At 42.3% G+C, this 24,049-nt stretch carries 19 protein-coding genes and 1 tRNA gene; 8 read left to right on the top strand and 12 right to left on the bottom strand.

What is annotated here, in order from left to right:
* Positions 1-71: 71 nt before the first annotated feature.
* Positions 72-1,061, top strand: a complete 990-nt coding sequence (gene gluQRS, locus H0262_RS09865; RefSeq protein ID WP_181210640.1) for a tRNA glutamyl-Q(34) synthetase GluQRS — start codon at positions 72-74, stop codon at positions 1,059-1,061.
* Between the two features lie 47 nt (positions 1,062-1,108).
* On the opposite strand, the gene H0262_RS09860 is transcribed toward gluQRS, so the two are convergent.
* Both H0262_RS09860 and murD read right to left on the bottom strand, forming a co-directional pair.
* Complete coding sequence (locus H0262_RS09860) at positions 1,109-2,233, bottom strand: FtsW/RodA/SpoVE family cell cycle protein (protein ID WP_181210639.1); 1,125 nt, start codon at positions 2,231-2,233, stop codon at positions 1,109-1,111.
* Positions 2,234-2,674: 441 nt separating this feature from the next.
* A complete protein-coding gene (gene murD / locus H0262_RS09855; RefSeq protein WP_181210638.1) occupies positions 2,675-4,090 on the bottom strand; it encodes a UDP-N-acetylmuramoyl-L-alanine--D-glutamate ligase in 1,416 nt (471 codons plus the stop codon).
* Positions 4,091-4,611: 521 nt separating this feature from the next.
* On the opposite strand from murD, the gene H0262_RS09850 reads away from it, so the two are divergent.
* The 4 genes from H0262_RS09850 to H0262_RS09835 all read left to right on the top strand — a co-directional run bounded on the left by H0262_RS09850 (position 4,612) and on the right by H0262_RS09835 (position 9,229).
* A complete protein-coding gene (locus H0262_RS09850) occupies positions 4,612-6,111 on the top strand; it encodes a SulP family inorganic anion transporter (RefSeq protein ID WP_011514649.1) in 1,500 nt (499 codons plus the stop codon).
* Between the two features lie 145 nt (positions 6,112-6,256).
* Positions 6,257-7,111 carry a universal stress protein gene (locus tag H0262_RS09845; protein WP_020444443.1) on the top strand — a complete coding sequence of 285 codons (855 nt, stop codon included), beginning with the start codon at positions 6,257-6,259 and terminating at the stop codon, positions 7,109-7,111.
* Between the two features lie 439 nt (positions 7,112-7,550).
* Positions 7,551-7,889 carry a P-II family nitrogen regulator gene (locus tag H0262_RS09840; protein ID WP_011514651.1) on the top strand — a complete coding sequence of 113 codons (339 nt, stop codon included), beginning with the start codon at positions 7,551-7,553 and terminating at the stop codon, positions 7,887-7,889.
* A gap of 77 nt (positions 7,890-7,966) precedes the next feature.
* Positions 7,967-9,229, top strand: a complete 1,263-nt coding sequence (locus H0262_RS09835) for an ammonium transporter (protein WP_149493102.1) — start codon at positions 7,967-7,969, stop codon at positions 9,227-9,229.
* Positions 9,230-9,522: 293 nt separating this feature from the next.
* Here H0262_RS09835 and H0262_RS09830 read toward each other — a convergent pair whose 3' ends face one another.
* The 3 genes from H0262_RS09830 to H0262_RS09820 form a co-directional block, all read right to left on the bottom strand.
* Positions 9,523-9,906, bottom strand: coding sequence for a DUF2147 domain-containing protein (locus tag H0262_RS09830; RefSeq protein ID WP_133104958.1), 384 nt, complete (start codon positions 9,904-9,906; stop codon positions 9,523-9,525).
* A 271-nt stretch (positions 9,907-10,177) separates the two neighbouring features.
* On the bottom strand, positions 10,178-10,441 hold the full coding sequence (locus H0262_RS09825; protein ID WP_181210637.1) for a hypothetical protein: 264 nt from the start codon (positions 10,439-10,441) through the stop codon (positions 10,178-10,180).
* A 76-nt stretch (positions 10,442-10,517) separates the two neighbouring features.
* Positions 10,518-11,369, bottom strand: a complete 852-nt coding sequence (locus H0262_RS09820; RefSeq protein WP_259275452.1) for a DNA/RNA non-specific endonuclease — start codon at positions 11,367-11,369, stop codon at positions 10,518-10,520.
* 265 nt (positions 11,370-11,634) lie between these two features.
* Here H0262_RS09820 and H0262_RS09815 point away from each other — a divergent pair.
* Positions 11,635-11,725 (top strand) — tRNA-Ser (locus tag H0262_RS09815).
* Between the two features lie 270 nt (positions 11,726-11,995).
* On the opposite strand, the gene H0262_RS09810 is transcribed toward H0262_RS09815, so the two are convergent.
* From H0262_RS09810 to H0262_RS09795, 4 genes are all read right to left on the bottom strand, one after another.
* On the bottom strand, positions 11,996-12,766 hold the full coding sequence (locus H0262_RS09810; RefSeq protein WP_181210635.1) for a hypothetical protein: 771 nt from the start codon (positions 12,764-12,766) through the stop codon (positions 11,996-11,998).
* A gap of 76 nt (positions 12,767-12,842) precedes the next feature.
* Positions 12,843-15,902: a hypothetical protein gene (locus H0262_RS09805; RefSeq protein WP_181210634.1), complete on the bottom strand. Its 3,060-nt coding sequence runs from the start codon at positions 15,900-15,902 to the stop codon at positions 12,843-12,845.
* Between the two features lie 85 nt (positions 15,903-15,987).
* Positions 15,988-16,596: a hypothetical protein gene (locus tag H0262_RS09800; protein ID WP_181210633.1), complete on the bottom strand. Its 609-nt coding sequence runs from the start codon at positions 16,594-16,596 to the stop codon at positions 15,988-15,990.
* Positions 16,597-16,771: 175 nt separating this feature from the next.
* Positions 16,772-17,443 carry a hypothetical protein gene (locus H0262_RS09795; RefSeq protein ID WP_181210632.1) on the bottom strand — a complete coding sequence of 224 codons (672 nt, stop codon included), beginning with the start codon at positions 17,441-17,443 and terminating at the stop codon, positions 16,772-16,774.
* A gap of 608 nt (positions 17,444-18,051) precedes the next feature.
* On the opposite strand from H0262_RS09795, the gene H0262_RS09790 reads away from it, so the two are divergent.
* On the top strand, positions 18,052-18,789 hold the full coding sequence (locus H0262_RS09790) for a YdcF family protein (RefSeq protein ID WP_259275451.1): 738 nt from the start codon (positions 18,052-18,054) through the stop codon (positions 18,787-18,789).
* A gap of 81 nt (positions 18,790-18,870) precedes the next feature.
* Complete coding sequence (cls, locus tag H0262_RS09785) at positions 18,871-20,310, top strand: cardiolipin synthase (protein WP_181210630.1); 1,440 nt, start codon at positions 18,871-18,873, stop codon at positions 20,308-20,310.
* Between the two features lie 70 nt (positions 20,311-20,380).
* Here cls and H0262_RS09780 read toward each other — a convergent pair whose 3' ends face one another.
* The 3 genes from H0262_RS09780 to murF form a co-directional block, all read right to left on the bottom strand.
* Complete coding sequence (locus tag H0262_RS09780) at positions 20,381-21,322, bottom strand: putative RNA methyltransferase (RefSeq protein WP_181210629.1); 942 nt, start codon at positions 21,320-21,322, stop codon at positions 20,381-20,383.
* 158 nt (positions 21,323-21,480) lie between these two features.
* Positions 21,481-22,599 carry a phospho-N-acetylmuramoyl-pentapeptide-transferase gene (mraY, locus tag H0262_RS09775; RefSeq protein WP_011514680.1) on the bottom strand — a complete coding sequence of 373 codons (1,119 nt, stop codon included), beginning with the start codon at positions 22,597-22,599 and terminating at the stop codon, positions 21,481-21,483.
* Between the two features lie 3 nt (positions 22,600-22,602).
* Positions 22,603-24,039 (bottom strand): UDP-N-acetylmuramoyl-tripeptide--D-alanyl-D-alanine ligase, encoded by a 1,437-nt coding sequence (gene murF / locus H0262_RS09770; RefSeq protein ID WP_181210628.1) that lies wholly within the window; start codon positions 24,037-24,039, stop codon positions 22,603-22,605.
* Positions 24,040-24,049 lie beyond the last annotated feature (10 nt).

The following is a 24,049-nucleotide window of genomic DNA, read 5'->3' as shown; positions in this document are numbered from 1 at the left end:
TTATCTCTCCAGTCATTTTACAATAACTGTCTATGTTGAAAACGTCTACCCCGTCTAAGTTAGAAAAACCTATGCCAACCAATATTGAATTGACGCAGCCTATCGGCCGTTTTGCGCCTTCACCTACAGGCGAGCTGCATCTAGGTTCGTTAACGACCGCGCTTGCCAGCTTTTGTCATATCAAATCACTCGGTGGCAAATGGTTATTACGTATTGAAGATACGGACACCGAACGTTGTGACAGACAGTTTACCGAGCAAATTTTGATAGATTTAGAGGCGCTTGGGCTCAACTGGGATGACGATGTTATTTTTCAATCTGAGCGCATTGATATTTATAATGATTATGTCTCTTCAATATTGAGTCCTTTGACTTATGGCTGTCAGTGCTCACGTAAGCGTTTAGAGCATTATTGGACACAGCAAGAGCAGCAAATAGCGCTTAATGATGTAAAATTATCTACTGACTTAACTATTAACGATGATAGAAAAACAGATAGCGATCTACAGCCTAATAGGCAACGCTATCCACGTTTTTGTATTGAGGAGGATTTAAGTCCTACACAACATAAACTGCGTATACAGCTGCCAGATTACTGTATTGGATTTAATGATGGTATTCAGGGCATACAGTGGGATAATCCGCAGCAAACCTTAGGGGACATGGTGGCTCGACGTCAAGATGGCATGATTAATTATATTTTGGCGGCAAGTCTTGATGATGGACTACAGCAAGTCACCCATATCATGCGTGGTTTGGACATCTTACCGATGACGACTGCTCAAATCAGTATCATGCAAGCAGCACGCTTACCGACGATCAGTCATTGGTATCATCTGCCCTTGATATGCAATTCAGATGGTCAAAAACTTTCCAAGCAAAATCTTGCGCAGCCTATCGATACTCGTCATCCAAGTAAATTACTTGCGTATGCGTTAAAGCTATTAGGGCAGTTACCAGTCGAGCATGACTCGCCAGAGCGTATGCTAAATCAAGCAATTGCTCAATGGGATAATATGCCATTACAAGGTAGGCAGTCTTTAAATATGCCCGCTATTTAACAAAAAACGCCGCTATAAGCGACGCTTCTCTAAATCAAAAACACCAATTAGTAATAGCGACATTGGCTCTTTTCAATCTCAGGGCTTTCTTTATAAATCTTTAGTAGCACCGCCACCATCACTAAGCTAATCAGCATTGATGAGCCACCATAACTAAAGAAAGGCATTGTTAAACCTTTAGTCGGAATTGCACCCATATTCATTGCAGCATTGATAATGGTCTGCGCAATAAACACGACTGCAATGCCAAAAGCAGTATAGCTCATGCGCATCTGCCGACGCTTTAGAGCGGTATAACTAATACGCATGGCACTACCGATAATCAGCGCTTCAAGTATTAGAATCATCGTCACCCCAACGAAACCCAATTCTTCACCCGTAATGGCTAATAAAAAATCAGTATGCGCTTCTGGCAAATGCGACAGTTTTTGCACGCTTTCACCATAACCAACGCCGGTAAACTGTCCACGACCAAAGGCAATTAAACTGCGTGCCAACTGATAATCCGTATCTTGCACATCATCAAATGGATCTAGAAAAGACATCACTCGTATCAATCGGTACTGTACTGTCGCAACCATTAATACTGCGCCGCCAACAGCGACCGCACCCAAGGCGATGAACTGTTTGTAGGGAGCACCAGCGATATAAAAAATCGCAAAGACCATACCAATAATAACCACAAAGGAGCCAAAATCTGGCTGCGCTAATAATAGGAAGGTTATCATCCCAACCACCAACGCAATCCTTAAAAAGCCATCCCAACCGTTACGAACTTCGAATGAGCGCCGTACGACAAAATCTGAGACAAATATAATCATTACAAGCTTTGCAAGTTCTGCTACTTGGAAGTTAAATCCCGCTAAGGTTAACCAGCGCTTCGAGCCATTAATGGGCGTGCTAAATAAGGTCGCAAATAGCAAGGCTCCCGTAATGGCTAAGAGTATAAATTGGGTTTCGGTCTTATATAAGGTCTTTAAGGACACAATCCGATAAGAAATCGCTGCGATAGCCAGTCCAATGCCCATGTATAGAAGCTGATTATAAAAAAACTTTAGCTCTGTCATGCCGCGACTGAGCGCAAAAGGAATAGACGCCGAAGCCACCATTAATAGGCTCAGAACCAACATACAGCCAACGCTAGATAATAAAATCGCACGCGCAGATGGCATAGATAAAACGCCATCTGAACCGTTAGGTTGTCGAGATTGAAAAGAAGAACGAAAGAGAGAAGAGAGCGCCATAATTTTATATACACTAGCAAACGAAAAAACACGGCGTTTATGCAACGCCACCGTTTAAAAATTAAAAAGAGATATTGGTGAATAGACTTGACTAAAAAGTTGTGCATAAGCAACACAGTGACGATTAGAAAACCTTCAATGAATACTCATCAAAGTATTCACTGTCTCTGCTACAGCCTGTAATTCTTGACCGTAATGCTTGTCTTTGACAGTAGCAGCAATTTATAAGCAAAACAATCATTTATCCAGAAAATGCTTGTTGTGTTTACGATTATAAAGCGCAGGTCACATAATATTGTAACAAGGCGCTTTATAAGACTAAATACGACGATATAGATGCTTGGGTTTTGCCGTTCATGATAGAAGCCTTTAAGACACAACATCCAATTGTTTAACGAGCTGGCTAAAGTGCTCGCCGCGCGCGACAAACCCATCAAACTGATCGAAGCTTGCACAAGCAGGTGACAATAACACTGCCTGTACTTGCGACAAACTACTTGCTGTTACTTGCTCAATCGTCGCAAAAGCATTTTCTAATGTCTGACACTGATGCAGGCTGATCTCATCACTGAGACCCGCTGCGCGTAAATGCTGCTCAATCTGCTTACCATCTTCACCAATAAACAGCACTTGACTCACATATTGATTGATAAAGGGCGAAAGTTCACCGAACTGCTGACCTTTACCTTGACCACCCAATATTAATAGCAGCTTACCGTCTTTTGGCGCATAAACTGCACCTAAACCTTCAACAGCCGCCATAGTTGAGCCAATATTAGTGCCTTTAGAGTCATTAAAATAATCAATGCCAGCGACTGTAGAGACATATTGGCAGCGATGCTCAAGCCCTGCAAACTGCTGCAAAGTAATGAGCATACTTTCAAGCGGCAAACCAGCAAGCTCGCCCAATGCCAACGCTGCTTGGGCATTGAGCAGGTTATGACGCCCTTTTATCTTAAGTTTGTCTGCCGATATTAGACGCTCTGTGCCGCGTGCCAAATAAGTCTGTCCGGCGGTATCCGTAATAAGTCCATAATGTCCCTTGTTAGGCGCATGGATACCAGTACTCAATCTTGGCAAACTGTCTGATACCAGTGGCCGCGTCAAGGCATCTTCTCGATTAATCACTACTGATTTGGCGCCTTGAAAGATACGATGTTTGGCTTGGTGATAGCCGAGCATATCGCCATGACGATCTAAGTGATCAGGCGACATATTGAGGACTGTCGCGACCTGCGCTCCTAAGTTGGTGACCGTTTCTAACTGAAAGCTGGATAACTCTATAACCGCCAGCTCCATCTCTTTATTACTCAGTAGGCTCAGCGCTGGCACACCAATATTACCGCCTACGCCAACATTGATACCTGCATCTGCCGCCATCTGTCCGACCAGTGTCGTAACAGTGCTCTTGGCATTTGAACCTGTAATCGCAACGATTGGTACCGTACAAGCCTCACAAAATAGCTGAATATCACTGACCACTGGAATATTTGCAGCTCGTGCAGCAGCAATGGCGACATTATCTAAAGAGATACCAGGGCTGATAATAATCCGTGCCGCTTGTTGTAATAATTCGGCATCGATCGCACCAAACTGCCTGATATCAATAGTAGCAGGTAGCTTATCTGCTAACGCAGGATTTTCCTGATTGTCAGTGACGGCAACTTGGTAGCCTTGCTCGGCCAAATAATGCGCGACCGATAGCCCCGACTGCCCCAAACCGACCACGACTTGTAAACCACTGCCTTTATGAAGTAAGGTTTCTGTTGCGGTGCTAGCGGTCATGGCTTTTCCTTTTATAAAACGAACAAATAAACGAACAAAATGATATCAAGAAAACAGACAATCAATGTACTGCACATATCGCCTGAACCATTTGATTAAAATGAATAGCATGATAACGGTATCAACCATATTTCGGTACTGATTTTTCAATACTTTATACAATGAGACGGCGGTTTTTATATTGAGTGGCTAATGCTATAATAGCGACCTTAGTAAGAGCGACTATATTGACGACAACTTCAGCATAGCATTTTAGTTTAGCATGTTGTCACGATTATCGTGCGACTGTCGCCTCTTATTGGCAATGTTTCATATTACGCTAATAGTATGATAGGCATGTTCTCCCTTATTTTTCATCATATGTATTTTTATAATTTTTCTGACGGTTTATCTGTCTTCTTCTACCGCAGACCATGATTGCGGACACAGTTTTATCATTCTAGAAATGCTCATCACAATGCAATCATTCTGTCACTGAGTAATGATTGCTTTTTTTGTCCCCAACTATATGCAGTTTACTTATGACATCTTTTTTTGGTAATTTACGTGAAGAGTGGTTTTCCAATATTCGTGGCGATACCTTATCGGGTTTAGTCGTTGCTCTGGCACTGATTCCAGAGGCCATTGCCTTTTCTATCATCGCCGGTGTCGACCCAAAAGTTGGTTTATATGCCTCATTTTGCATCGCAGTAGTCATCAGTTTCGTTGGTGGACGTCCGGGTATGATTTCGGCAGCTACAGGAGCCATGGCACTGGTCATGGTTGACTTGGTTGCCGACCACGGTCTGCAATACCTACTTGCTGCAACCTTGTTGTGCGGTGGTATTCAAGTCGTTATGGGCATCTTAAAGCTGGGTAATCTGATGCGTTTTGTATCGCGCTCAGTCGTTATCGGTTTTGTGAATGCGCTGGCAATTTTGATATTTGCCGCGCAGTTGCCTGAGCTCAACCCTGCCACTGAACGCGTTGGTCTGACGGTTTATATAATGACTGCCGCAGGTTTGGCGATTATTTATTTATTTCCCCTCATTCCTAAAATTGGTCGCGTTATTCCATCGCCACTGATTTGTATTGTAGGTTTGACAGCTGTTGCCATGTATATGAATCTTGATATTCGTAACGTTGGTAGTATGGGCGACTTGCCAGATTCATTACCGATGTTTTTGCTTCCTGATATTCCCCTAAACTTGACTACCTTACTTATTATCGCGCCTTATTCTATCGCGCTTGCCATCGTAGGTTTGTTGGAATCTATGATGACAGCAACCATTGTCGATGAGCTGACCGATACGCCAAGCGATAAAAACCGCGAATGCCGTGGTCAAGGTATCGCTAACGTCGTATCGGGATTCTTCGGCGGTATGGCTGGCTGTGCAATGATTGGGCAATCAATGATTAACGTAAAATCTGGTGGGCGTACCCGTTTATCATCGCTCATCGCTGGTGTCGTACTACTGATTATGGTGGTGTTTTTAAATGATTGGGTCAGCTTGATACCGATGGCGGCGCTGGTAGCTGTGATGATTATGGTATCTATTGGTACGTTTAACTGGCAGTCTATTCGTGAATTTAAGACCCATCCTATGTCATTTAATATCGTCATGCTAGCGACAGTTTTGACCACCGTTTTTACTCACAACTTAGCATATGGCGTCGGTGTTGGCGTACTATTATCTGCTTTAGCTTTTGCTAACAAAATTGGTCAATTCTTAACCGTATTTAGCGAATATGATGACAGTAGCAACACGCGTTATTATTACGTTCAAGGGCAAGTGTTCTTTGCATCTACCACGCAGTTTTTGCAAAGCTTTGATACCAAAGAGGCATTAGATAATGTTCACATCGATGTGAGCCAAGCGCATTTTTGGGATATCAGCGCAGTAGATACTTTAGATAAGCTGGTGATACGCTTGCAGCGCGAAGGTATTGAGGTAAAAGTCGTTGGGTTGAACAGTGCCAGCCGTACGCTTATCGATCGTTTTTCGATTCATGATCGCCGAGATATTGGCTTATTAGATTAGCACCGTATGTGTGTTATCAAGCTGATATAAACGAGTGGTTTATTGATCAGTAATTATATTGGTATATAAATCAGGTTGGGCAGTTGAGCGCCATATCTCGACTGCCCAGCTTGCATTTAAGTTATTGAAATGATGTGATGCCTTTATGAGTAATTTGAAGCCAGATAGCGTGATTGCCTGCTTAGACTGCCCAAACCATGTGCAAGCTGTATTGGAAGCAAGCATGTGGGCGTCTATCCGCTTGCAAGCCCCGATTGGACTACTGTATTCGGTACCAAGCTTACAGCAAAAGGCAGCCGTTGATTATTCAGGCTGCCTCAATATTGATGATGAAAATACCTTACTAGATCAATTCACTACAAAAGAGCACTTGAGTAATTGCGAGTTAAAAGCGCAAGGTAAGCTTCTTTTACATCAAGCAAGCAGCTATTGCGAGCAGCAACGTCACAAAATCAAGACTTATACGCTGCATCGGCATGAAAAGCTCGATGACAGTATTAATTATGTTGATGACCAAGCCCAACTTATCGTGATTGGTCATCATGTCACTTGTAAATCGACTCTAAGCCAGCTTATCCGCTCAAGTCACTGCCCCATTTTGGTGACTCATGCACCATTTTTGCCCCCTACCAGTGCTTTATTTGCGTTTGATAATAGTCCTACTTCGCACAAAATGCTGAATTGGCTCTGTAAAACACCTTTAGTGCGCGCCTTGATGATCCATATCGTCATGGTCGGCAAAGAGAACTCTGAAAACTGCGATGCATTACGTGAAGCCTACGCGCGCCTAAAACAAGCTGGTATTAAATGCAAAAAAACCTTGCTCGACTGCCGTGATGTCACTGCAGCGCTAACCTACTATCAACGTGACAACGATATCGGTCTACTGATGACAGGTGCCTTTGCCCAGCCCCGCTTAATTGAGCTGCTCAAAGGCAGTGACACCAAAAAGCTATTAGGTAGCACCACTACTCCGTACTTATTGTTCCCCAAGGCCTAAAGACAGCCTCTTAGCTTATTCTTTTTGACACTTAGGCTACCTGTTTATCGATATAGAGACTACTCTTTATATCGATAAACAGGTAGCCTTTGTCTTTTCTAGCTGTTTTTATATCCTACAATCATTTAGCAAATCATCACAGGAAATAAAGCCATATCCTCCCCCAAGTGATTAAAAAGTTAGTTATAATAAAGTTTGTATTCATGTAACGTTACAGGTTAATTGTCTATTTATACACAGTAAAATGAGGATTATATTTGCTGTATAGACGCCATTTTTGTCATTGTGCTAATGATTTTGAGTAAATGCGCCTTATTTTACCTTCCCCCTTGAGTAAGTTTGGCACAATTCTTGAATCATTTAATATAAGCATGATCATAATATGTTGCATCAAATGGCATCTATTGACCTGCGACATCACCCATATAAGGATTTTTTTATGAAGCTAATCACTGCGATCTTAAAACCGTTTAAGCTCGATGATGTGCGTGAAGCGCTTTCTGACATTGGTGTAAAAGGCGTTACCGTCACTGAAGTCAAAGGTTTCGGTCGTCAAAAAGGTCATACTGAGCTCTATCGCGGCGCCGAGTACGTGGTGGATTTTTTGCCTAAAGTAAAAGTGGAAGTAGCGGTGATGGATGAGATGGTTGAGCCAGCTATTGAAGCTATCACGCGTATCGCTAGTACCGGTAAAATCGGAGACGGTAAGATATTTGTGACCAATCTCGAGCAAGTCATTCGTATTCGTACGGGTGAGACAGGTCCTGACGCTATCTAAGCGCAAGACTTACCTATAAATATCTCTTTATAGGTCATACCGATCTCTGTATTGCATATATTCAAGGGGGAATTAACATGCAAAATCAAATCTTTGAGCTCCAGTACGCGCTAGATACGTTTTACTTTTTAATGTGTGGCGCGCTTGTCATGTGGATGGCTGCGGGCTTCACAATGTTAGAGGCAGGGCTGGTTCGCTCAAAAAATACCGTCGAAATCCTAACAAAAAATATCGCGCTTTTTGCGACTGCCTGTACCATGTATATGATATGCGGTTATGCCATCATGTATGACGGCAATCTGTTTTTGAGTGGTATTGCAGGCACCGAAAGTTTGGTCACTGATGCATTAGCTACCTCAGCTGAAAATGGCTTTAATGGCGATGCCGTTTACTCCAGCGCGTCCGACTTTTTCTTTCAAGTAGTTTTTGTAGCCACCTGTATGTCTATCGTCTCAGGCGCGGTCGCTGAACGTATGAAACTATGGGCATTCTTACTGTTTGCCGTGGTGATGACTGGTGTCATTTATCCATTAGAAGGCAGCTGGACATGGGGTGGCAAGGAAGTCTTTGGCTTATATAGTCTAGGCGACTTAGGTTTCTCTGATTTTGCAGGCTCTGGCATCGTACATATGGCAGGTGCGGCGGCGGCGTTATCAGGTGTATTACTCTTAGGAGCGCGCCTAGGTAAATACGGCGTTAAAGGCGAGATACGCGCTATTCCTGGTGCAAACTTACCACTGGCAGCGCTTGGTACCTTAATCTTATGGATGGGCTGGTTTGGCTTTAACGGTGGTTCTGTATTAAAACTGGGTGATATCGCTAGCGCCAATTCTGTCGCTGTCGTGTTTTTGAATACCAATGCCGCCGCTGCTGGTGGAGCGATTGGTGCGTTGCTCATCGCACGCCTTATATTTGGTAAAGCCGATTTAACCATGCTCTTAAACGGTGCATTGGCAGGTTTGGTTGCCATCACTGCAGAACCTTTAACGCCGTCAGCACTACAAGCCACTTTATTTGGTATGACTGCTGGTGTCATCGTTGTCTTATCAATTTTACTACTAGACAAAATAAAAATTGACGATCCGGTAGGCGCTATTTCTGTCCATGGTGTGGTGGGTTTATTTGGTCTGCTTATTGTACCGCTGACCAATCCGGCAGCGTCATTGCTTGGTCAACTAGTCGGTGCTGTGACTATTTTTGCATGGGTCTTTATAAGCAGCTTAATCGTTTGGAGCATTATCAAGTTTGTCATCGGTCTGCGTATCTCTGAAGAAGAAGAATATCAAGGTGCTGATATTGCCGAATGTGGTATGGAAGCCTATCCAGAATTTATAAGATAGGGGATATATTAATAACTCTGCTTTAAGAATGCTGTAGTGCTGCTAGCAGAGATTTCAAAGTCTCTGCCACGCATTGCTCACAGTTTACGATGAACATCTATCCTAGCAAAGCTATAGTTAGCTTATAGCGCTTTTGTTTTGAGTTGAATATCTAATCAGGATCTTAATTTTACTTTAAACAGAAATATAACAACAGACACCACTAAAAATCCCGCAAAACCTTTCGGCAATGCGGGATTTTTTTATCCTTTATTAAGACTTAGCTTAATAAAGAGAGTTACAGTAACTCAGACTTATTTCTTTTTCCACGTTTGACTACGTGAGAATGGCCCTAAATGACCTTTTAGATCAAGATTGCTACCATTCAAGTTAGCAGTCAATTTATAGGTCTTGTTCTTTTCAGGGTCAGTAATCTTACCACCACTGTATTTACCATTACCATCAGCTTTTAGTCCAGAGATAATCGTCATACCAACGTGCTTCTGACCTTTCTCTGACACGGTGCTGATAAGCTTACCAGTCAACACGCCATTTGACTCGGTGATTTTAACCACGCCTTTTGGCTTGCCTTCGTCATAAGTCTGCCAAGTAGTATTGGCTAATGGATCAGCAGCGAATGCCATGCTTGCTAAACTGATACCAGCAATTGCTAATGTAGTTTTTGCGAATAGTTTCATAAATAGACTCCCTTCATTCAATGATTATTAGAAACGATATGTTTCTATGTCCTAAGCTCATCCTTTGCCAACAATTTTTTATTACAGCTCAATAGTACTATATTCAGTTTTCGCTCATTAGTACAGCAAATACCAAATGACCAATTTACTCTTTATAAAAAATCTGGACAGCATAAGCGTTGTCTTGACCCATTATAAGCAATTTTAAGAATTTGCCTAGTAATTTTTTTATAGTTTATTATTTCTATAAAATCAAAACTATATCAATAAGTTACAAGAAAGGATTGTCTATAATTTTGCCCGATTGGTCATCTTTTTCTTTTGACTTAGCCTCATCATTAATATAAAGACTTTTACTTTCGAAGGCGCCTAAAATTTTACCGCTAAGCTCATGCAGCTGTTTTGCCTGCTCATATCCAGTGTCATTTAAGACCAGATTAATGTCTCCATAAATAATAATTTTATCTTCTTGATTTTCGATTACCAGCTCACCAATTTGCATGCTTTGGTGGTTGTTAGCAAATGGGTCAATCATTTAATCCCCCTTTTTTCATGAGTAGCATATTACAGGATGTATCAGAATCACACAGGTTTAGCAATATTTAAACGATCTATGTTTGCAATTGTGCCATGAGCCATTCAAAAATTGCTACTACGAATAGTATCCAAGCAGGCTCTTCTACCTCTGTGGTTGGTAGATCTATCGCTTCGCCAGCCTTTAGCGGTAAATCCAGAGCTTGTACTTTAGTTTTTGCATCAAGTACCGGCAAGACGTCAATACCAATTTTAGACGTCAATTCGTCAATACTAATTATTTCTATACGCTCAGATTCGTCGTTTGGCGCATAGTAAACACCTGCTTGATTGATCGCTGGGATATAAACGGCTTTAAATAAATGACTGGGCACCAGTACCCGCCCTGCTAGTTGCTTAGCTTTTTTATCAGTAAATGCAACCCCTGTGACAGTATAGACTTCACCATATTGCTGCGTTAAATAGCGAGTCGCCGATTCAATATTGCGCCAGATATAGCGATTATTACGTGGTGATTGCGGGGCTATATTAGCAAGGCTAAAGCTATCATACTGCTGACTTCGATTGGCCATATCACCATTAGGGGCTAAATGTCCGCGGTCATAACCTGAGCCTGAATAGTCAGAGAGTTTGGCACGCATGGACTGTGGCAATCGGCTTTCTTCATGAAAGCTGTCTTCACGGTCGATTTGTTTGGCCTGCTGTAAACGCTTACGATCTAGATATTCTGCTGACCATAATGGCGTGCGTGATACACCAGAATACATGACAGCGAAACCGTCCATACATAGTGCTTGGGTATTATTACTGAGCTTCGTATTGCTGAATTCAGGATAGACACCGCCATAAAATGATTGGCTGCATTGTGTGAAATCATCAGCATGTGCCGCTGATATACTCAGAATAGTAGCGGTTACTATCATTATCATGGTATTTTTCAGATTAAATCTATGTTTGAAAATACTTCTCATGCAACTTTCACCCATTTATGCTTAACGTTAGGTATGCTCTATCCTAGCAGGCGCCTAAGAATAAAGAAAGATACCGCGGACACCGTGACATTTTAAATGCTATCCGCTATACTAGGTCCTGCAAAAATCAGTGCCTGTATATCATATACAGTATTTAAAAGCTTGGAGTCCTAATCAGATTATCAATGGTCTGTGCAGTATTTAAGTGAGTATGACTCAAAACGGTGAAGTGGGTGAGTGGCTGAAACCGCACGCCTGGAAAGTGTGTATACGTTAATAGCGTATCGAGGGTTCGAATCCCTCCTTCACCGCCAATCTTATTCCGCTTAATCAAAGCCCTAGCTTTCTTGTCCTCTCTTAACCAACAATAAAGTTCTTTATGTATGAGGCTTACAGCTTCTATTCAGCTTGTCTTATTTCGCCAGTTTATCCTACAAAATCAATAGTAGTATTGGTATATAAAATTATGGCAACCTATCTATCATAAAGTACTGAGTGTTATTTTTTAGACTCTATTCAGACACAAGAGCTATAAACACTTTTAATCTTATTTACTCAAAATTAAATATTTTTTGCATTTATAACTACTGAGGTTGAATTCCTATTTGTAAGTTATAGTCGCCAGCATATTTTAGATTACTATTATTAGGATTTATGCGTACTCTAGTGCCTACTCCAACCCAACAGTAGCGTACTCTTCCATTAGTGAAATACTGCCCTCTTCTACCAGCATTTGCATGATATAAAGAAATATCAGCTACAAACTCTTTTGCTGGATCAATGTCAGACTTCAGTTTTGCACCAGTAATCTTGGCAATATTAGATCCAGATGTATCTGAAGTAGCAGATCTGGATAGAGGGATTGTTTGAAAAACACTGGGATTGCTTCTAAGGTAATTTAGTATTGACTGATGTTGACCCCCGCTACCACCGCAATCGTCATTATTATTTGTTTTTGTATAAAAGTTAAATAAGCTTGGCGACCCGAACTGTCCATCTGTATTAGGGAAATTTGCGGATATGTTATTAAAGCTCAAATCGATTAGATCAAATCCTGCAAGGTTGATACTTCCCCCTAACGCTGCAGTCTGAATAGTATTACCTTTTGAGATAACTTGGCTACCTCCAGATATTAAGTCTGTTGCACTGGGTTTAAATATCAAAGCTGTATCCGGAAATTCTTGCTTGCAAAAGTAGATAGTTTTGGCTGTATTAACAGTATTAGCTTCAATATTAATACCAGCCGTATCAGGACACGCCGCGAATGCTGACTGTCCAAGCAAACTAGCCAGCGTCACTATGCCGATTTTTAACACATATTTGTGATAGTGAGTAGTGAAAAGAGCTTTAGGCATAAGGATCTCTGGTTTAAATTTTTTATTATTTTGAATATAACATTGAGCAGCTGATTAGCAAAGTTACGTCTAATATTTATAGTGCTTTTTGCAACTGTAATGGCTGTAATAACAGCTGCATCACAAAATTGTCAGTGACCTCTATAGATACAGCTTCGTAACCTTTAGCTTTAAGCCTATAAGTATTCGGTGCCAGACCAAATGTCTGAAAATATCCATAGCTACCAGTAGTGACACTTTGTATAAGGGTTGCGCCTTGATAAATGTCAATCACAACCCCTTCTTTGGCATCAGCAAGCTTGCCTGAAACACCGTAAGATTTTTCAAGCTGAATTGGCACCGAGGTAGGCGCATAATTGCTGACTCTTATGCGCGGGGTTAGCAGCTTGCCAGTACTGTACTCTAGCGGCAGATTTTCAGCATCCATGGTCAAGGTATAATCACCCGCCTTGATATTACTGATCAAGTATTGACTATGGGTTGCTTGCGTACCCAGTAAGCTGGCTTTTACTTGTTGATTGTCCAGCTCAAAGCGCATGCTTTCATGATCTATGGGTGAGTCAGCATGATGGTCAATATCTACCACCACACTTCCTGCGTTTTGGCGCGGATAATTACCAAATTGTAACCGTTGTTTGGGTGCTTTAAACATATCAAAAGACAACTTGGCGTATAGATAATTATTCTGCGTCCACGCTGGCAGTAGGCCATCACCTATTATTGATTCACCAATGATTAAGTCATCATAGCGACTGCTGGGTATCGCATCTACATAACGATGCTTATAACCCAAACTAAAGCTGACCCCGTTACGATGCGTCAGTTGCCAATCGGCTAGCCAGCCCACTTGATTGTCATATAAACTATAACCGATATTAATTAAATTATCGGTTGCTTGAGCCCCTATCGTACTACTACCAAACAAATCGTTTGCATCAAAGCGATAGCTGACATCACCTTGGTATAGCCATTTGCTATATCCGTGCAGCAGACTGGTCGATTGTTCCAAACTGGTATTATTATTAAGCTGATGGCGTATGGATAGCGTATCGCTAAGGTTGTCACCAGATAACCCTATGGTATTGCGCGTGCCCGTACCGTAAGAATCTTCTGTATTAGCACGCTGTCTATAAACATCTTGCCACAACAAGCGATAGCCATAGCGATCACCACGGCTGTCCCAATTAATGCCGCCATTTAGCGCATCATTGAAACGGTGATTGATACTGGTATAAGCGTAGTAGTTATCCGAGTCAACTGTAGTATAGGACAGCTCATCATAATATTGATTCAGGTTAACGGTGGTTTTATCGCTAGGCTGATAGTTAAGCAGTAATTGATGACGTTGGTCACTCAATGACGCTGTTGGTGCATTTTGATCTACTTGATTGCCGTTCTGCGAATAGGTATCCCTACTAATGCCCTCGTACTGTCGGGCTTGGTACTGATAGTTCGCCCACAGTTTTTTATGCTGATACTGTAGCTGACCCTGCCATAGATCTTGGACGGGCGTGCGTGCATAGCTAATGTCAGCATTGGTATAAACGGATGGGCTAAAGTTTGCGCCAGCGTGCCAAGATACCGAAGCATCATCATCTTGCAAATTTTGGATATTATTATTGACGCCGCCGCGCACTGCTAAGCGGTTATTGATACCATATTCTGCATAGAGATGCGCTGCCGTCTGGCTATTATCTTCATTGCCACTTCTATTATAGCTGTACCTTGTCTCACTATTAATCAGATTGCCCGTACGCCCAATACCTGCTTCTATTATTAGCTCATCAGTGGCGGCATTGGTACGACGTTTGCCAAGTAAAATAGGTCGTATCTCAAGAGGCTGACGGGCCAATGGATAAGCATAGATTGCCATCTCAACCAAGGTATCTGTCAGCACCAATTGACTGACGTCAAGGTTCAAAAATTCATAGCGCCCATCTAGCCCAATCTGTACCCGCGCAATAGCCCGCCCATTAATCCGTAGCTCTGCAACGCCGCCAGCCTCGCCTATGCCAGTCAGATGCTGATAATCTTGGCTGGTATTCTGTAATAGACTGCGACTGTCATCATCAAATTGGGATAAATGACGTGCAATATTACGATTACTATAGGCAAGCAGCGCGCCGGTAAATTCAGCGCCTGACGTCTGTACGCCTTGACCTAAAGAGTTAGGCTGGTTAATACCAAGGCGTGTGGCTAGGCGTTCCCCAGATTTTGCCCAGTATAAATTATCTATATCCCAACCATCCCAATCTGAGGGCAGATAAGTGAAGCCATCCAAGGCAGTCTGCCCAAAGCCATCATTATTAGAGAATTTTTCTTCGTTGATATTTATATACTCGTCAGCATTACTGTCATCATAGCCTATGGCTTTGATACCCCACACGCCCCCTAACCCATAACCATAAGCACCAATATCGGCATACATTTGGCGACTAATCGTTCGCACATTATTTTGACTGGTACTGTTTTGACTAGCATTGCTCTCGCTGGCACTTAGCGTACCATTAAAAGATAACCCCAGCAGACCAGCTCGACTAGGACGATAGTCGATAGGCAAAGTATCAGCAGCATTATTATTGGTTTTTGGAGCGGGATTTTGTGATGGACGCCACCCCATGTTAAGTTTGATGGCTGAGTCTTGCCGACTGTATTCTGCGGTAATACCCAACTGCTTTAACGTATCAAGTGCTAAATATTGTTGCCCTTGATAAGATAATACTTGGTTGGCAGCCAGCTGGGTATCACCTATAGGGGTGTTAACTTGATAGCCATGATTGTTAGTATTGTTACCTTTACTGTTAGGTAAAAAGCTAACGGTAGTTAAGCGACTTAAATCATCGGTAGACAGAAAGTACTGAGCGTTTTTATTATTGATTGCAGTATCAATATTGGGATCATATAACACATCTAGACTGTCAAGCTCCTGCCCATTGATGAACACACCAACTAAAGCAGGAAGCAAAGTCTGGCTATCGGTAGCAGGTAATGCCAGTGATTTTAGGCTGGACGTTATATCAGCATTCGTGTTTGTTGCTATAACAGATACTTCAGCGAATGCTAGTGAGCAATAGCTGCCTACACATGGCAAAGATGCCAAAATCATCAGACGTAAGGGTGAATATCTCTTGATCATAACTGCTGCACACAACCCATGTTATTAGCGTAGATAGTCGTATTAATGTTATCTAAATTGAGCTTACTAGACATTAAGTGCCGGCTTATTGAACATTAATGGCTATCGGTAACCCGTAACGAGAGCCTATCTCCAAAGTAACTCCTTTACCATCAGCATCATAAGTAAGCGATTTATCAATTTGTTGTTCAATGGACAACATAGCGAGGCGCTTACCATTAGCAAAACCCATTGGCAGACGTATCGACATGCGTACTGTCTGATAGCCACCAGCAGGAATAGTAAATTGAGTCGGATTAATCAAAGTCCACGGCTTTAGCGTACTCTCACTAGGGTCGATCGGTTTGCCTGACTCATCCATATCTATCAAGCTTAGTTTGATACTCTTAGGCCTGCTGCCATAGTTATATAAGGTTAAAGTTTGATTGAGCTTGCCCAAGTTTTTATTTTGCGTTAAAGAGACAGTCTCATTAATCCTTGAAGGTGAAATCCCCAATTGTGCAGGTGGCAACTCCTTTTGACGGTCATCAGTGACGACCATCTTGACTTGACCTTTACCATCTACAGAGTTATGGATAACCAGTTCAGCTTGAGCAGACTGTGAAAAAATCAATGCTGTCAATACAGCCGCAGTAACTACCAAACTAGGTAGCAACATGGTCAATTTCTGGTTTGGATAGATGGATATTGTCATCTGTTCACCTTATTATCTTAGATTACTGACGATTAGTTTGGTAGCGCACAAGGCAGGCTTCTAAAAGCAGTTTTGGAATGGGCTTTCGATACAAAAATACCAGCAATTTCAGCTGGTATTTTATCGCTCGTTTTGTATCAAGCTTATATTAACTAATACGAAATCCAACCATTGATTAGCTTGCAGAAAGACCCGTCAACGTTAGTAAGAAAGTGTCAGTAGCGTTAGCTGACTCACCTGCCGCACCAGCTATGCCACGGGTGTTATATTCACCAGAATTATTGGCCTTTGTTAAATCTAAGGTAAAATTAATATCTCCTTGCATACCCTGCCAGCCTGAAGGAATGGTCATGGCTGTAGCACTACCACCAATACCTGTACCCGTAGAAGCTAGTCCTGCTTTACTAACAGTAATAGTAGAGTTCTGATTATTTACATTCTTGAGGGTATCTTGTTGTACCGATAAGCCAAGGGTAACATCACCACTAGATATACTGCGTACTGCCCAAGAATTCTTCAAAGTAACATTTGCTGAGGCGCTAGAAACGAAAACATCAGGAATACTAGAGTTAACAGCAGTACCTTCAACTGTATAAGCACTTTTCCCTAGAACATCCGTTAAGTTGCGAGTAGTAGTATCACTAATTTCACGAGCATCGCTATCATTGGCAGCTGTAGGAGTGACGATATCCGTTAATGTTAGATGCGCATCATCCCAATGGTAAAGTACCAAGACCTCAGGGAGGGTTACGCGAAAATCAGTAGAACCACTAACTGATGCTGCTGATGCCACTGAAGCGACAGATAAAACCAAACCAGACAAAGCTAATTTTCCGAAAATATTCATGATGTAAACCCTATAATTAAAACTGATTTATTTTTGATGTCTACTAGAGTAAATTCTTAGGAATTCAGCAAAAAACAAGAGCTATCTAGCGACGTATAAGCTAGTAATATTCACAGAAGCCAGGCTTCTTATTACCCAATAAACGCAGTCTATTACAGTAACGACACCTAATCAAAAGCAAACAGATGATCGGTCTATTTATAGGGATGACTGGTCATATCACTGTATTGACTTGAAATATGAAAATATTTTATTTAGTTTTAGTAAACATTTTTTTATTATTTAATATATATTTATTTAAAAATCATCTCATAATCAAATTCACTTTATCAAACCTTCGCTCTAATTCTTATTACTCATACTTACCCTCTAAAGCTCGATATTAATCTACTATCGATCCATATCTATTAGTAACAACAATGAGACGTTATCTCAAAACAGGGTGCGTTATGATGGGATCAAACAGTCTCTTATCAAACACGCTATAGCGTCCAAACTAATATCCCATAGAAGATCCATTGAATATATTGCCTTTAAACAATCGTATACCCCTGCCAAAAAACTTCATGATGCCAGTGCGAGTTATATTAACCATTATCGGTAGCCTTATGATCGTTGACTGTACGATTTTGATGGCTGTAGGTAAGGTAAATTTTGGTTCTGTTGTACCCTTTTTAGTAGGTATGGTGTTTGTTGCTCATGGTATTTTTTGGCGTAACATAATAAGATTTATCTACCAAAATCGTTGGTTAAATCGTTTGTGGTATGGGCTATGGATGGCGTTTTTTATCTGGTTGATCAGTTTTGGTATTTTTGCTTATGCATTACAGCAGCAGATTAAAAAAAGTGCTAAACCTATACCTGAAGTCGCTGCCATCATTGTGCTAGGGTCAGGTACGGTCGCAGGCAAACCCACACCAACACTTGCCAAACGCTTAGATACTGCTGCGCCCCTTATCGATTCACAAAAAAGCGCGCTAGTTATCACTAGCGGTGGTATAGGTTTTGGTCAGACACGTAGCGAAGCCTATATTATGGCAACCTACTTGTACGATACATATGACATTCCTCCTAAGCATATTTTTCAAGAAGGTCAGAGCACGAGTACAGCAGAAAACCTTATTTATAGCCAAGAGATATTAGCGGCAAAAGGCATTTCTATCAAAGCGCCCATCGCTATCGTGACCAGTGATTTTCATATTATTCGCGCCGCAAACATCGCTCGGCATCAAGGCTACGTGCAACCTATTATGCTTGCCAGCCCTACTCCGTTATCCATCCGCTATAACGCGTGGTTTAGAGAGTACTTTGCCTTTGTCAGCGGTTGGCTTTTTGGAGAATACTAGACGGTTTTCATAGTACTTCTCTTTTTGATTAGTTAAAGCGATTGATACTTTTTAGATAAAATAATAATAAGGGACGCTGTTATGATCGTAGATATTTTGTTGACGATACATTTTATCCTACTGATACTGATTTCTTTACGGGTCTTATCTCGCCATGATTTGACCTCGCCTGCCAGATTAGCATGGATTGTCATCCTGTTTATTTTGCCTTATTTTGGCGTGCTGATTTACTGGATGTTTGGTGAAGTGCATTTGGGTCATGACTTTGGGCAAAAACGCGACGATATCATTAAGCGATTAAATACTCATAGTCCAAGCGTTCTTGGTCATGAGACGACGTTAGAGAAGATGATCAAGCCCGCTTATCAAGCTTCCTTTGCTTATGCAGCAAAAGCCACCGGTTTTCATACTATGGAGGGTAATCAGGCAGAGCTCATGGCAGATGCAAGCGAAACACGCAGACGCATGATTGCTGATTTTGATGCTGCAACAGACCATATACATGTGCTGTATTATATTTGGCTCGTCGATGGCATGGGTATTGATACGGCGCAAGCTCTCATCCGAGCAGCAAAGCGCGGCGTTACTTGTCGAGCAATGGTTGATGGCATGGGCTCACGGAAGATGGTGAGCTCAAAGATATGGCAAGAAATGCAAGATGCTGGCGTACAAGTCAGTGTAGCTCTCCCACTGACCAACTTTGTAAAAGTAATGCTGTTTAGCCGTATTGATCTGCGTAATCACCGCAAAATTACCGTTATTGATGGCAAAATTGGTTACTCTGGTAGTCGTAACTGTGCTGATCCTGAATTTATGGTAAAGCCAAAATATGCGCCGTGGGTCGATATTATGCTGCGTATCGAAGGACCTGTGGTCGCGCAGAATCAGATGTTATTTGCCAGTGATTGGTTGATTGAAAATCCAGACACTCCGCTTGATAGCTTTTATTATAATAGCACGCCAAAGCCTAATGGCTTTCCTGCCCAAGTTTTTTCAGATGGTCCTACTCAGCGGCACGGTACCACGCCACAGTTTTTAGGTGCTTTGATTAGCCAAGCGCAAGAGACGCTGATTATCTCTACGCCTTATTTCGTGCCCGATTATTCACTCGTCAGTATTTTATGCGCTACCGCCTATCGCGGGGTTGAAGTGACGATGGTTTTTCCAAAAAATAACGATTCCTTTATCGTCGCCGCGACCAGTCGCAGTTATTATTGGCAATTGCTTGAAGCGGGGGTAAAAATTTATGAATATAAACCAGGCTTGTTACACGCAAAGACCTTGACGATTGATGGTGAAATTAGCTTGATTGGCTCGACCAATTTAGACTTGCGTAGCTTTGATTTGAATTATGAGAATAACGTTGTCTTTAGCGATAAAAAGCTGACGGCGGATATTATCGAGCGCCAATACCAATATATCGCTGACTCAGACGAAGTAACACGTGAAGAGGTCAAAAACTGGCCACTATCTTCTAGGATTTGGAACAACATCATTGCTACCATGGGGCCTGTTTTATAAGCCTCTTACTTTAAGCCCATCAGGTTATTTTTTGAAGTGTCTTGATAAGAGGACATAGCGATAAGTAAACTTATAAGTTTATTGTCTTCTGTAAAATATAAACGATAAATTTGGCTTCAGTTGCAAATGTTTCGGTTGCAACTAAAGCTAGTAGCGCTTGTCTTTTTTCGCTATGCGCACGATATGCATAAGGAGTCATAGTCAGCAAATCGGCCAAATCATCTGCTGATAATTTTAACTCAGTACTGACATTATAAGTATTAAGCAGCGTAAAATATGGTGCTAATTCCTGCAAAAACTTGTCAGAATCGTGCTCACGGACATCGTCAAACAAAGCCTCACGCATCGTTGCTAAATGACCGATATCTGGCTTAGCAATGATTAAATAACCCTCATCGCTTAATACTTCATTGAACGCTGCTGGCAGAATGGGACTAAAAATACTGCTAATCCCATTGATACTTTGCGCACGTAAGGGCAAATGAGCAGCACTGGTTACTAATGGATAAATCACTGCCGTTTCAATACCATCGTTCTTATCTTGCTGATTCCAAAGAAAACTTGCTGCCTTGCTCGCTTTTGCAAGCTCTACTATGGCAGGTTTACTAATATCCGCCGCAATAAGTGTATCCATGCCTGTCTGAGCCATCGCTTGGGTATAGTAGCCTTCGCCGCAGCCGATATCCAGCCAATTGACTGGTTTACCAGTTTGTTCAGATGGCAACTCGTTTTTTGCTAACAATTCCACTATTTTTTGACAAATAAGCGCTTGTAATGGCTGATAATGCCCTGCATTTAAAAACCGTTTACGTGCCTCGATGGATGCTTGACTATCACCCGGTGCTTTAGATTTTTTTTGTTGGACAGGTAGCAGATTAACGTAACCCTGACGTGCCACATCAAAAGGATGCGCAGTTTGTTTTGGGTGCAAGCTACCATCACAGCGCCATGTATCGATTGCGGGCTGCAGTGGCGACTGACAAAGGGGACAAATAAATAAAGACACAGGCATCTCAAATCATAGCAATATGGCTGTTATTTTACCAAAATTCAGCCATGCTAAGTATTAAAAGGTATGAGAAAAGATAGTATGGGAAACAAAAAAGCCATCTCAAACTTGTTGAGATGGCTTTTTAACGAAGAATATCGAGATTAATCTGAGTTACTGTTCTAACGCAGCTTTAACGTCATCAATCCAAGGATAACCAAGATAATGGCGATAATCCAAAACCTTGCCACCACTTGGGTTTCTTTCCAGCCAATCTCTTCAAAATGGTGATGCAGCGGTGCCATACGAAAGACGCGCTTTTTGCGTAGCTTATATGAGCCAACCTGTAGCATTACCGACAATGCTTCTGCAACGAACAGTCCGCCCATAATTGCGAAAGCGATTTCTTGACGGGTCATCACCGCAATGGTACCGAGCATCGCGCCCAGTGATAGCGCGCCCACATCACCCATAAACACTTGCGCTGGATGGGCGTTAAACCACAAAAAGCCAAGCCCTGCGCCAATCATCGCGCCACAGACAATAATCACCTCAGAATTGTAGGCAATATAAGGTACGTGCAAGTAATCCGCAAAGCGTACGTCACCAGAGACATATGCCATCGCGCCCAAGCCTGCAGCAACCAAGACCACTGGCAAAATCGCCAATCCATCCAAGCCATCAGTTAAATTGACCGCGTTAGAGGCGCCATTAATCACAAAGTAAGTAAAGATAATAAAGCCAATACCAAACGGCACTGCCGAAAATGGAATCATCCAATCTTTAAAGATAGGTATTAATAAATCCTGCATCTCGCGAGTCGTCGCAATATCTGGCTGCAGTGTGGCAATATAATATAAAGAAATGCCGACGAACAATGCGCCCATCGAGAGCCAAAAATATTTTTTGCGAGCGATTAGACCTTTTGGATTCTTATATTTAATTTTGAGCCAGTCATCCGCCCAGCCTACCGCACCAAAGATAATCATGACGATGAGCAAAATCCAGACATACGGATTATTCAAACGCGCCCAAAGCAAGGTTGATACCCCAATCGCGCTTAAAATCAGCACCCCACCCATGGTAGGGGTGCCAGTTTTGACCAAATGCGACTGTGGTCCATCATTACGAATCGCCTGACCGTACTTAAGTGCACGCAAACGTCGAATAACGCGATTACCAAAAACCATGCTAAAAGCAAGGGCGGTAACGACCGCCAGTAACGCGCGCAGCGTCAAAGAAGAAACCGCATAAAACGGGGCATAATAATGACCAAGCCAGCTAAACAACCAAACTAACACCGCCTACTCCTCGACTAGCGCATTGATAAGTGTTTCCATTTCCATGGAACGAGAACCTTTAAACAACACCGTACAAGGTTGCGCCTGCTGCGCTTGCAAATAAGGTTTCAAATACGCCAATAAACTGTCTTTATCGGTAAACGCATGGGCATTGATATCAGAAATCTCCTGCGCACCTTCTACTGTATAAGGGGCATATTCACCAACGCAAAGCAGTACATTAATACCTGTGGTTGCAATGGTACGACCCAAGCTTCGATGCTCGCTCACTGCAGCCTCACCTAACTCAGCAATATCGCCTAATACCATCACTTGCGTACCCGTTTGCGCTGCCAATACTTTGGCAGCTGCCCGTACCGAATGTGGATTGGCATTATAAGTATCATCAATCAGTCGATGCATGCCTAACAGCTGACTGTTTAAGCGACCTTTGGCAGGACGCGCATTTTCAAGTCCGACGACGATATCACTAACTTCAATATTTAATGCATGGGCACAAGCAGCAGCGGCTAAAGCATTATTGACATTGTGCTCGCCCGCTAGTGGCAAGTTGATATCATGGACTTGATTGCCGATATGCAGCTTAAATTCACTGCGCTCAGGCTCGACATCTAAATGGCTGGCACTAACATCAGTATTACCAAAGCCAATCACGTGTGACGTATGCTTTTCAGCGATACGGCGTAATTGATTGGTAAAATCATCTTTATCAGGAACGATCGCAAATTGGCTATCATTCAAGGTATGGTAAATCTCAGCCTTGGTTTGGCAAATCCCTTCACGGCTGCCAAACTCACCCAAATGCGCTGTACCAATATTTAAGATACACGCAACATCTGGCTGGACAATCTCCGTAGTATAAGCAATTTCGCCAATATGGTTTGCGCCCAATTCCAAAATAGCATAGCGATGATGATCGGATAATTCGAGCAACATCATTGGTACGCCCAAGTCATTATTTAGGTTGCCACGCGTGATAAGCGTTGGGGCAAGTCTGCCAAAGATACTACCGAGCATCTCTTTACAGGTGGTCTTACCACTAGAGCCAGTAATAGCAATGACGGTTAAATTTTGATGCTGTTGACGACGATACGCAGCCAATTGTCCTAAAGCTAAACGGGTATCACTGACAACCAATTGTGGAATATCAGTAAAGATAGGACGTGAGACGATAGCAGCGAGCGCGCCTTTTGAGGCAGCTAGTTCAATATAATTGTGACCATCAAAATTGTCACCCGTTAACGCTAAAAATATATCACCAGGCTTTATCGTACGGGTATCGGTGGCAATACGAGTGCTCATTACATCGTTTTCTGAGCCGGATTGTCCCTCACTCAGCTGCCAATGCCCGTTGAGCGCTGTGGTTGCTGCGAGCAGATTGTCTGCTTGCCAAACATACAGCCCTTGCGACTGAATGCTGTTATCGTTGTCGGCTGTCATAATGATTACC

Origin of the sequence: Psychrobacter sp. D2 (assembly GCF_013608135.1) — a bacterium.
Classification (GTDB): Bacteria; Pseudomonadota; Gammaproteobacteria; order Pseudomonadales; family Moraxellaceae; genus Psychrobacter; species Psychrobacter cryohalolentis.
The sequence above is the reverse complement of the archived record's forward strand: the minus strand, read 5'-3'. Positions and strand labels throughout refer to the sequence as shown.

Coding starts and splice junctions, on each gene's coding strand:
- H0262_RS09810 (WP_181210635.1), bottom strand. CDS start 12,766: ATGCCTAAAGCTCTTTTCACTACTCACTATCACAAATATGTGTTAAAA.
- H0262_RS09805 (WP_181210634.1), bottom strand. CDS start 15,902: ATGATCAAGAGATATTCACCCTTACGTCTGATGATTTTGGCATCTTTG.
- H0262_RS09825 (WP_181210637.1), bottom strand. CDS start 10,441: ATGATTGACCCATTTGCTAACAACCACCAAAGCATGCAAATTGGTGAG.
- gluQRS (WP_181210640.1), top strand. CDS start 72: ATGCCAACCAATATTGAATTGACGCAGCCTATCGGCCGTTTTGCGCCT.
- H0262_RS09790 (WP_259275451.1), top strand. CDS start 18,052: ATGATCGTTGACTGTACGATTTTGATGGCTGTAGGTAAGGTAAATTTT.
- H0262_RS09795 (WP_181210632.1), bottom strand. CDS start 17,443: ATGAATATTTTCGGAAAATTAGCTTTGTCTGGTTTGGTTTTATCTGTC.
- murF (WP_181210628.1), bottom strand. CDS start 24,039: ATGACAGCCGACAACGATAACAGCATTCAGTCGCAAGGGCTGTATGTT.
- H0262_RS09835 (WP_149493102.1), top strand. CDS start 7,967: ATGCAAAATCAAATCTTTGAGCTCCAGTACGCGCTAGATACGTTTTAC.
- H0262_RS09830 (WP_133104958.1), bottom strand. CDS start 9,906: ATGAAACTATTCGCAAAAACTACATTAGCAATTGCTGGTATCAGTTTA.
- H0262_RS09780 (WP_181210629.1), bottom strand. CDS start 21,322: ATGCCTGTGTCTTTATTTATTTGTCCCCTTTGTCAGTCGCCACTGCAG.
- murD (WP_181210638.1), bottom strand. CDS start 4,090: ATGACCGCTAGCACCGCAACAGAAACCTTACTTCATAAAGGCAGTGGT.
- H0262_RS09840 (WP_011514651.1), top strand. CDS start 7,551: ATGAAGCTAATCACTGCGATCTTAAAACCGTTTAAGCTCGATGATGTG.
- H0262_RS09800 (WP_181210633.1), bottom strand. CDS start 16,596: ATGACAATATCCATCTATCCAAACCAGAAATTGACCATGTTGCTACCT.
- H0262_RS09850 (WP_011514649.1), top strand. CDS start 4,612: ATGACATCTTTTTTTGGTAATTTACGTGAAGAGTGGTTTTCCAATATT.
- cls (WP_181210630.1), top strand. CDS start 18,871: ATGATCGTAGATATTTTGTTGACGATACATTTTATCCTACTGATACTG.
- H0262_RS09820 (WP_259275452.1), bottom strand. CDS start 11,369: ATGATAATGATAGTAACCGCTACTATTCTGAGTATATCAGCGGCACAT.
- H0262_RS09860 (WP_181210639.1), bottom strand. CDS start 2,233: ATGCCATCTGCGCGTGCGATTTTATTATCTAGCGTTGGCTGTATGTTG.
- H0262_RS09845 (WP_020444443.1), top strand. CDS start 6,257: ATGAGTAATTTGAAGCCAGATAGCGTGATTGCCTGCTTAGACTGCCCA.